7 protein-coding genes are annotated in these 10,279 nt (G+C 68.0%); 5 read left to right on the plus strand and 2 right to left on the minus strand.

From position 1 onward, the window contains the following. Together AB1609_07750 and AB1609_07755 are read right to left on the minus strand one after the other, a co-directional pair. A partial coding sequence (locus AB1609_07750) for a phosphoglucosamine mutase (GenBank protein MEW6046360.1) occupies positions 1–366 on the minus strand: 366 nt, incomplete at its 3' end. A gap of 21 nt (positions 367–387) precedes the next feature. Further along, positions 388–2,274, minus strand: a complete 1,887-nt coding sequence (locus tag AB1609_07755) for an alpha-amylase family glycosyl hydrolase (GenBank protein MEW6046361.1) — start codon at positions 2,272–2,274, stop codon at positions 388–390. 334 nt (positions 2,275–2,608) lie between these two features. Between AB1609_07755 and AB1609_07760 the strand changes: the two genes are divergently transcribed. From AB1609_07760 to AB1609_07780, 5 genes are all read left to right on the plus strand, one after another. Beyond that, the gene (locus AB1609_07760; protein MEW6046362.1) at positions 2,609–3,694 is read left to right on the plus strand and encodes a M42 family metallopeptidase; all 1,086 of its coding nucleotides are present in this window, start codon (positions 2,609–2,611) and stop codon (positions 3,692–3,694) included. A 235-nt stretch (positions 3,695–3,929) separates the two neighbouring features. Further along, a complete protein-coding gene (locus tag AB1609_07765) occupies positions 3,930–6,440 on the plus strand; it encodes a mannose-1-phosphate guanyltransferase (GenBank protein ID MEW6046363.1) in 2,511 nt (836 codons plus the stop codon). A 7-nt stretch (positions 6,441–6,447) separates the two neighbouring features. Continuing rightward, positions 6,448–7,836: a glycosyltransferase family 4 protein gene (locus tag AB1609_07770; GenBank protein MEW6046364.1), complete on the plus strand. Its 1,389-nt coding sequence runs from the start codon at positions 6,448–6,450 to the stop codon at positions 7,834–7,836. 3 nt (positions 7,837–7,839) lie between these two features. Next, positions 7,840–9,255, plus strand: a complete 1,416-nt coding sequence (locus tag AB1609_07775; protein MEW6046365.1) for a glycoside hydrolase family 57 protein — start codon at positions 7,840–7,842, stop codon at positions 9,253–9,255. Positions 9,256–9,436: 181 nt separating this feature from the next. Continuing rightward, on the plus strand, positions 9,437–10,279 hold an 843-nt coding region (locus AB1609_07780; GenBank protein MEW6046366.1), incomplete at its 3' end, for a hypothetical protein.

The following is a 10,279-nucleotide window of genomic DNA, read 5'->3' on the forward strand; positions in this document are numbered from 1 at the left end:
CACCTTGATGCCGTTGTCGTCCACGGGGTTGTGCGACGCCGAGATCATCACGCCGGCAGCCGCCTCGGTGCTGTACGTAAGCCAGCTCAGGGCCGGGGTCGGCAGCACCCCAAGGCGCACCACGTCGGCGCCGGCCGACGTGATCCCTGCTGTCACGGCTGCTTCCAGCATGCCGCTGGAGATCCGGGTGTCGGTGGCCACGAAGACGAACGGGCGCCCGTCGGCGGGCCGGCGGAACTGCTCGCCCCCGTCTCCCCACCCGACGACCAGCGCGCCGGTAGCACGCCCAAGCTTGTAGGCCAGAAGGGGCGAAAGTTCTCGGTTGGCAATTCCTCGCACACCGTCGGTCCCGAAGAGTCTACCCATGCCTCCACCTCCCCTTCTTCTCTATCGGACGCCCGCCCGCCCGATCGGACGGACGCCCGCCCGGCGAGGCACCAGGAGCATCCGATCCCACGGCTGGAGCTCGAGCATCAGGCGGCGGCCGCCCTGGATCCTGCGCCCGGACAGAAGGTCGGTCCAGGGCGCCTCTCGGCCCTCCGCCTCCGCCGCCAGCTCCTCACCGACGTCCAGCGAAACCGCCTGCACTTCGTCGCTTCGGGAAATGACGCAGATGGCCGCGCCCTCCCGGCCCCGCACGGCCAGCCGGCCGAACGCCGCCACGTCGTCGGACCCCTCCACCTCCACCGCCGCCAGCTCTCCGGCGGCCAGCGCGCGCACCCGGCGTCTCAGGTGCACGAGGGCGCGCACGAACCGGAAGAGCGCGAGGTCCTGCCGGCGCTCGTCCCAGGGAAAGCAGCGGCGGCAGCCGGGGTCCTTGCCGCCGGTCATACCCACCTCGTCGCCGTAATAGATGGCGGGAAGCCCGGGCCAGGCCATGGCGAACAGGAACATGGCTTGCACGGCCCGCCGGTCGTGCGAGGCAACCGTCATGATGCGTTCGGTGTCGTGGCTTCCGAGAAGGTTCATCAGGCTGTAGAACGCCGGGGGCGGGTAGTGGCGAGCCTGGGCGCTGAGGCGTTCCACGAGTTCTCGGGCCCCGATGCTGCGCTGAAGGAGAAAAGCGATCAGGGCGTCCCGGAGCGGATAGTTCATGACCGCGTCGAACTGGTCGCCCCGGAGCCACTCGGCCGCGTCATGCCAGATCTCGCCCACGATGAAGGCGTCGGGGTTGAGGCCCTTGACGAGTTCTCGCCACTCTTGCCAGAAGCCTGGCTCCAGTTCGTTGGGAACGTCGAGCCGCCATCCGTCGGCCCCCAGCCCCATCCAGAAGCGGGTCACCTCGAACAGGTACGCCCTCACCTCAGGGTTGGTCGTGTTGAGCTTGGGCAGGTGCGGCAGGTTCCACCAGCAGGCGTAGCTGGGCGGGTCGCGCCGGATGGGCCACTGGTGCACGTGGTACCAGTGAAAGTACGGCGAATCGGGTCCCCTTCTCACCACGTCCTCAAACGCCCAGAACGTCTCGCCGGTGTGGTTGAAGACGGCGTCCAGGATGATCTTCATGCCCCGGCGGTGCACGTCGTCCACGAGGCGGCGAAAGTCGGAAAGCTGGCCCAGGGCCGGGTCGACGCGCATGTAGTCAGCCGCGTCGTACCGGTGGTTGGAGGGGGCCTCGACGATGGGGTTGAGGTAGATGGCGCTCACGCCGAGGGCGGCAAGATAGTCCAGCCGCCGGCGGATGCCCTCCAGATCGCCCCCGAAGAAGTTGAAGAAACTGGGCTCCCCGCCCCACGGCTCGACCCCGGGGGGGTCGTTCGACCTTTCGGCGTTGTAGAAACGGTCAGGGAAAATCTGGTAGAGTACCGCACCCTGGATCCACCGCGGCACGGAAAACAGCGGCAGCTCCTCCACGTCCACCCTGAAGCGCCCGGCCGAAAGCGGCGATGCGGCGGCCTGCTCCTCGGGCCCGTAGTAGGCCCGCACGGCCGGGTCGTGCTGCGCGGCCCCGGCCAGCTCGGCTTCGAGCACGTACAGGACGACGGGACGCCGCACATCGAGGCGCGCCAGGTACTCCCAGCGGGCCCCGCTCCCGTTGTCCGCTCCGCTGTTGTGGTTTGCCTGCTCGCCGCCTGCGAAGCAGATGGCCGGCTGCCTTCGCACGGCGCCGTCGTCGTAGACCACGTGCAGCTGCACGGGGCGACGCCCTGTCCACGAGATGCGAAGCCACACCTGCCGGCGCCCTGAGCGGCCCACACTGCCGGGGAGTCTCGGGTCGTGTTCGGCGCGGCCTGCCGTCAGGAAGGCGGCCAGGCGCTCCGTCGCATCGACGCGCACTTTGCAGGACGTACCTCCGCGTTTGTTTTGCCCCGCCGTGGCGGATATCAAAGCCGTTGACGCCTGGCCATGTGCTTTCGCCGGGCGGTCGTACGACTCCCGGCCACGTCCTCTGGCCAGGCGGGTCTTTCGAGAGGCAGGCCAGCGGTCCTGCCATTTCGCGCCGGAAAGGGCCGGGTGCCCCGCGCCCGCACGAAGGATGTATGGCAGGAGGCATCCTCGTGGCACACGACGAAAGTCGGGACGGCCCGAGCGGCACCCGCACGCGGCCGCGCCACGGCGCACCACGCCCCGGCGGGGGCGCGCCAATCGCGCACGAAGGGAAGGGACATGCGTGGGACAGCAAGTCAGGGACGACACCATCCGCCTCTTGCAGGAACTCACCGAAAGTCTCGGCGTACCGGGATTCGAGGATCCGGTGCGGGAGGTGATGCGCCGGTACCTGAGCCGGCATGGCGAGACCAGCACGGACCACCTCGGCAGCATCATGGCCGTTCACCGTGGTTTTGCCGACCGCCCTCGGGTGCTCATCGCGGGCCACATGGATGAAGTCGGTTTCATGGTCAGTTCCATAACGGACGAGGGCTTCATCCGCTTTCAGACGCTGGGCGGCTGGTGGGAACAGGTTATGCTGGCGCAGCGGGTGGTCGTGATGGGCACGAACGGCCCGGTGCCCGGCGTGGTGGGAAGCAAGCCGCCCCACATCCTCTCGCCGGACGACCGCAAGAAGGTCGTGGAGAAGAAGGAGATGTTCATCGATGTGGGCGCCCGGGACGGAGCGGAGGTCGAGGCCTTTGGCATCCGCCCGGGCGATCCCATCGTCCCCGATACGCGCTTCACCCTGACCGCAGGCGGAAGGCGAGCCATCAGTAAGGCGTTCGACAACCGGGTGGGATGCGCGCTCGCGGTGGAGGTGCTCCGCCGCGCTGCCGAGTCCGGGCACCCGAATACGCTTGTAGCGGCCGGCACGGTGCAGGAGGAGGTGGGTCTGAGGGGGGCCGCCACGCTGGCCGAGTCCAGCGAGCCGGACGTGGCCTTTGCGCTGGAGGTCTCCATCGCCGGCGACACGCCGGGCGTCAAGCCTGAAGAGGCCCAGGCAAAACTGGGCAAGGGGCCGGCCATCACGCTATACGACGCCTCGATGGTACCGCACCGCAAGCTGAGGGACTTCGTGATCGAGACGGCGAAAAGTGCCGGGATCCCTTACCAGTTCGACGTGATGCCCGGGGGCGGCACCGACGCAGGCCGCTTCCACACCTGGCGCCGGGGCGTCCCTTCCCTCGTCATCGGGGTGCCCTCGCGCTACATCCATACGGGCGCCAGCATGATCGACCTGGAGGACTTCGAGGCGGCGGCCTCGCTTGTCGCCGAAGTGGTACGCCGGCTCGACGCCGGCACGCTCGCTCGGATCTGCTCCTAGCCTTGGTCCGGGGTGGGGCCACATACCTGGGTCCCACCCCCTGACCGTCTGCGGGCACAAAAGATTCTATGCGGCTGCAAAATACCTCGTAAATCGAAGCTCTTTTCTAACATCTGCCTGCGTTGAACTCTCATCGCCTTTCGTGGTAAGATCAGGTTAACTTCAAAACACCCTGCTCTTCTATCGCGGCACGGTCCGGACTTTCGTCTCTACACCCAGAAGGGGGAAAGCGCCCTTGAAGGCCATCGTGATGGCCGGCGGCGAAGGTTCGCGACTGCGGCCCCTCACCGTTCAGCGTCCCAAGCCCATGGTTCCCGTGGCCAACCAGCCGATGCTGCACCATATCGTGATGCTACTGCGCCGCCACCAGTTCACCGACATCCGCGCCACGCTCTATTACCTGGGGGACGAGATCCGCAGCCACTTCGCCGACGGGAGCGAGTGGGGCGTCCGGATGAGCTACTCGGTCGAGGAGACGCCCATGGGGACGGCGGGCAGCGTGAAGCTGTGCGAGGAGTTCGCCGGGCAGGACACGTTCCTCGTCATCAGCGGCGACGCGCTGACGGACATCGACCTGTCGGCGGCAGTGGCGTTCCACAAGCAGAACGGGGCCCTTGCCACGCTGGTGCTGACGCGCGTCGAGAACCCCCTGGAGTACGGCATCGTGGTAACGGACGACGACGGACGCATCCAGCGCTTCCTGGAAAAGCCAAGCTGGGGCGAGGTCTTCTCGGACACGGTGAACTCCGGCATTTACATCCTGGAGCCCGAGGTTCTCAGGTACGTCGAACCCGGCCGCCCCTGCGACTTCAGCCAGGACGTTTTTCCGGCGCTTCTCAAGAAGCGCGCTCCCCTGTTCGGGTACGTGGCGAGCGGCTACTGGTGCGACATCGGCAGCATCGGCGCCTACCGGCAGGCCCACGAGCACGTCATGCAAAACCTGGTGCAGCTCGAACTCTCGGGCCGCAAGCTGCCGGGCGACGTCTGGGTCGGCCGGGACGCCGTCATCGACCCGGCGGCCGAGATCCGGGGGCCGGCCATCATCGGCGAAAACTGCCGGATCGGCGCCGGGGCCCGGATCCTGGGCTACACGGTGCTGGGCAACAACACCATCGTGGAAGAGCAGGCCGCCATCCAGCGTTCCATCGTCTGGAGCAACGGCTACATCGGCCGGGGCGCCCACCTCTCCGGCGCCATCCTTGGGCAGCAGGTGGCGGTGGACCGCGGCTGCGTGGTGAGCGAGGGGGCCGTGATCGGTGACCGAAGCGTGCTGCGGCAGGGGGCGCACCTTTCGCCGCAGGTGAAGCTGTGGCCCAACAAGGTGGTCGAAGCGGGGGCCCGGGTCACCATGAGCCTTATCTGGGGTTCGGCTTGGCAGGAGTCGCTCTTCAAGGAGCGGGGCGTGAGCGGGCTCACCAACGTCGCGATGACGCCGGAGTTCGCCGTGAGGCTCGCGGCGGCGTTCGGCACCTACCTGGGCAAGGGGGCCACGGTGACCACGAGCCGCGACGAGCACCCGGCGTCGCGAATGATCCTGCGGTCGCTCATCGTGGGCTTCCTGACGGTAGGCACCAACGTGCAGGACCTGCGTTCGACGCCCATTACCATTGCCCGCCACGCCATCCCGGCGCTGGGATGCGTCGGCGGGGTTCACGTGCGGGTGGACCCCCGGGATCCGGCCTCGACGCTGGTCGAGTTGTTCGACCGCCGGGGAATCAGCATCGGGCGGGCCGTCGAGCGCAAGATCGAGTCGCTCTTCTTCCGGGAGGAGTTCCGGCGCACGCCGGCCGAGGAGGTGGGCACCCTCGACTTCCCGGCCCGGGTGCTGGAGAGCTACACCCAGGCGTTCTTCAACTTCGTGGACGCGCAGCGCATTGCTCATCAGCGCTTCAAACTGGTGGTGGATTACGCCTACGGGCGGCTGTCCATGATCGTCCCCGGGCTGCTCGCGCGGCTCGGCTGCGAGGTGGTGGCGCTGCATCCCTACCCCGACCCGAGGCGGGCGCCGAGGTCTCGGGAAGAGCGCTTGCGCTTCCTGGCAGAACTCGGCCAGGCCGTGGCCACGCTGGGGGCGGACATGGGGGCGCTCATCGACGACGACGGCGAACGGCTCTACCTGGTCGACGAGCAGGGCCGGCTGATTCAAGACGAGCTCCTGCTCGCCCTCATGGTCATGATCGCCCTGGAACAGAGGCGGGGCGGCAGCGTGGGGGTGCCCGTCAGCGCGCCGAGCGTCATCGACCAGATCGCCCGGGAGCACTCGGCGCAGGTGCTGCGCACCAAGCACGAGCCCCGGGCGCTGATGCATCTTGCGGCGGCCCATCGGGACAACATGGTGGTGGCGGGGGATACGCGCGGGGGTTTCATCTTCCCGGAGTTTTATCCCGCCCAGGATGCGGTGGTAGCCCTGGCCAGGGCGCTGCAGGCCCTGGCGGCGGGCGGACGGCTGTCGGACCTGACCGCCCGGGTGCCCGCCTTCTACGTGGAGGAGCGCGCCATCGAATGCCCGTGGGAGCAAAAGGGCAGGGTCATGCGGCTGCTTGCCCGCGAGGCCAGCTCGGCCCGGGAGGCCGAGTACATCGACGGCATCAAGATGTTTCACGATCGCGGCTGGGTGCTGGCGCTGCCGGACGCCTCTGAACCGCTCTTTCACCTGATCGCGGAGGGCAAGAGCCCCTCGGACGCAAGTGAACTCATCGGCCGCTACGCAAGTCGCATCCGTGAGCTCCAGAAGAAAGGGGCCTGAGGCCGCCGTGACAGGCAAAGCGACGCCAAAGCTAACGGCCGACCGCACGGAGTTCGTGCTCGTCTCGTTCGAGGGCCCCGACGCGTACAGCCGGGCCGGCGGGCTGGGCGTACGCGTGACGCAGCTTGCGCAGGCCCTGGCGGGCCTGGGCTACCCAACTCACCTGATCTTCGTGGGAAGCCCCGAACTGCCGGGCCAGGAGCAGCAGATGGACGGGCGGCTGCACCTCTACCGCTGGTGCCAGTGGATCAGCCGCTACTACCCCCGGGGCGTATACGAGGGGGAGAACGAGAAGCTTTATGACTTCAACGAGACGGTGCCGGACTTCGTGACCGGCCAGGTCGCCAGGCGGGCGATGGAGGCCGGGCGCGTGCTGGTGGTGATGGCGGAGGAGTGGCACACGGCCCACGCCATCTGCGAGACAAGCGACCGGCTGTGGCTCGCCGGGCTGCGATCCCATGCGCTTTTGGTCTGGAACGCCAACAACACCATGGGCTTTGACCGGATCAACTGGGGCCGGCTGGGCTACGTGACCACGCTGACCACCGTGAGCCGCTACATGAAGCACGTGATGTGGGGCCGGGGCGTCAACCCCATCGTCATCCCCAACGGTATCTCGCCCGAGGCGCTCCAGCCACCCAACCCCAGGCACGTGGCAGCCCTGCGCCGCGCTGTGGCAGACTCGGGCGGGCAGGTACTGCTGGTCAAGGTGGGGCGCTTCGACCCGGACAAGCGGTGGCTCATGGCCATCGACTCGGTGGCCCTCCTCAAGGGGCAGGGGCTTTCGCCACGCCTTGTGATGCGCGGCGGCATCGAGCCGCACGAGTACGAGGTGCTGGGGCGGGCGCAGGCGGCGGGCCTGCGTGTGATGCCGGTGCATCTCGACGGGACGCCGAGCGCCGCCAGGCTGGCCGAGGTGATGAAGGCGCACCCGGAGGTGGACGTGTTCAATTTGAAGTTCTTCGTGCCCGGCCCCCTGCTGCGGGCCCTGTACCGGGCCGCCGATGCCGTCCTTGCCAACAGCGGCATCGAACCCTTCGGCCTGGTCGGGCTCGAGGTGATGGGCGCAGGCGGCGTGGCCATCACCGGGGCGACCGGCGAAGATTACGCGGTGGGTTACCACAATGCCATCGTGCTGGAGACCGACGATCCTCGGGAGATTGCCCACCACGTCCGGGCTCTGGCAGGTGACGCTGGGCTTTGTGAGCGGCTCCGCCACAACGGCCACGAGACGGCGCTCCGCTTCTCCTGGCCGAACGTCATCGCCACCATGCTGGACCGCCTGGAGTTCATCGCCGAGCTCCAGGGCCTGTCCTGGCCGCAGGGCCGGGCCCTTTCTCCCGAGGCGGCGGGCGAACTCAAGGAGGCCGCGGCCGCCCTGGAGGAGGGGCGATAGGCGTTGGCGCAGCACCTGGTCGTTTACACGGTCGTCCATCAGCCGCGCCGGCTCAAGCTCCCGGCTCAGCCCATCCCCCGCGGCGCGGTGCCCCGGGACATCGAGCGCTGCCTGTTCGATGAACGCATGAACCGCCGGTATTTCGAGAAAGTCGCCCGGACCTGCTACCACCCGGCCACCGACCTTTTCCTGAGGCTGGCCGACCGGGAGTTGAAGCTGTGCATCGGCTTTTCGCTGTCGTTTCTGCGCCAGGCCGAGATGTGGGACGAGAAGCTTCTGGCCAAGTTCCACCGGCTGGTGTCGCACCCCAACGTGGAGCTCATCAACGTGGAACCTTACCACAGCTTCCTGTTCTACGTGGACATCGACGCGTTCTGGCGCCGCATGCAGGCCACGGGCGAGTACCTGAAGCGCACGTTCGGGCTGAGGCGGGCCCCGGCCGTGACGGACACCACCGAGATGTTCATGTCCAATGATATCTATTTCGCTTTGGTGCGGGCCGGCTTTCGCGGCGCGCTCATGGACGGGCGGCCCTGGGTGCTGGGGTGGCGCCAGCCCAGCTACCTCTACCACTACACGAAAGACCTCTATCTCCTCACCCGCCACTACCAGCTGAGCGACGACGTGGGGTACCGGTTCTCCAACCGGTCGTGGGGGTTGTGGCCGCTCTTCGCCGACACGTACGCGACATGGGTTTCGCAGGCCTCCGGAGACCTCGTGACCGTCGGCTGGGATTACGAAACCTTCGGCGAGCACCACTGGAAGGAGACCGGCATCTTCGAGTTCATGGAGGCGCTGCCCGCAGAGCTTGCCCGCCGGGGTGTGCGTGCGCTTACGGCAAGCGAGGCCATCGAGCTCCTGATGCCAAAAAGCCACCACCTGCCCGTGCCCGCCTTCCCTACCACGTGGGCCGGCGAGGGGGGCGTGGAGTTTTTCCTGGGAAATCCTGCGCAGCAGGCCATCTTTCAACTCATGCACCACGTCTACCACAAGGCGCTCCTCACCCAGGACCCCGCCGTCATCGACCTGGCCATGTGGCTTTTGCAGTCCGACAACCTCCACTTGATCCAGTGGTTCGGGCGGAGTGGCGCGCAGGCCGAAGTCTCGGCCTACTTCACCCCGCGCGAATGGTGGCGGCTCGGCCCGTACGGCATCATTCACGAGCTGCAGCAAGTTTACCGCAACTTCCTGACCGCGATGGACGCCTACCTCACGCGGGAGGTGCGCTACCGGCCCGGCGAGGAACCTCCCTGGTATGGCTCCAGCCGCCGCCGCTGGCCGCGCCCCGAGCTTCCCCCGGTCGAACTCCCCGCGGCACCGGCCGCAGCCACCGGCACGGAGGGGCGGCGCGAGGCGGCGGCTGCCGTCAACCCCGGCCCGCGGCGGCCACGCTCGCCCGGCCAGCGGCGCAGGGCCTGACAGGGCCGCCTCCGGCCCGGCGCTCCGATCCCGCTCCCCACGCTTTCCGGCGCGTCCCGACGTTGTGGTACAATGGGCAGGGCAGAGAGGTTTATAAGGTGTCAACTGTCGGGGACGTACAGCCGGGTGCGATGGCGCGCGACGATGAAGACGCCGGGCGGAACGGGTCGATGGGGCTGAGATGGTGCCGCTGAAGCAGGCCGCCATCGAGTTTTTCCGCGCCAACATGGTGGTCGTGCAGTTTGCGTACGGCCTGGCCTTCTTCGCCATGGGCCTGGCCATCGCCCTGGAGTCCCGCCGCCCGAGCCAGCTCCGGGTTGCCGCCCACCTGCCGCTCCTGGGCACCTTCGGCATTCTGCAGGCGCTGGCAAGCTGGGGCGAGGTGTTCATCCCCATCCAGCGCTCCTACACCCCCGACGCCATCATCGTCACGCTGCAGGCGCTCCACGCGCTGCTCAACGCCTTGACGTTCTCCTTCCTGATGGCGTTCGGCGTGCAGCTCCTCGCTGACACGCACCCGCGCTTTTCGTGGCTGCGGCCGCTGCCGGTTTTCCTCACCGTGATATGGGGCGCCAGCTTCTTCTTCTACCCGGTGGTGGCGCTTCCGCCCACCTACGAGCGGTGGCTTTTGGTGAGCGACGCCTGGTCGCGCTACATCCTGGCACTGCCCGGTTCCGTGCTGGCGGCGGCGGCCCTGGCCACGCAGGTTGACGAGCTGCGGCAGGCGGGAATGGGCCACCTGGTGCGCCCGGTCGAGTGGGCCATCTTCTCGTTCGGCGCGTACGGGCTCACGGCGGGGCTGTTCGTGCCGGACGCGGGGTTCTTCCCCTCCACCTACGTCAACGCCGAGCGTTTCTTGCAGGCGACCGGGCTTCCGATTCAAGTGGTGCGGGCGCTGGCCGGGCTCGGCATGGCGGCCTTCATGATCCGGGTGATGGAGATCTTCGACATTGAGGCGGCCCAGCGCCTGGAAGAGGTGGGGCGCATGCGCGCCATCCTCGAAGAGCGCGACCGCATCGCCCGT

This window comes from Bacillota bacterium, from assembly GCA_040754675.1.
In the GTDB taxonomy this organism is placed as follows: domain Bacteria; phylum Bacillota; class Limnochordia; order Limnochordales; family Geochordaceae; genus Geochorda.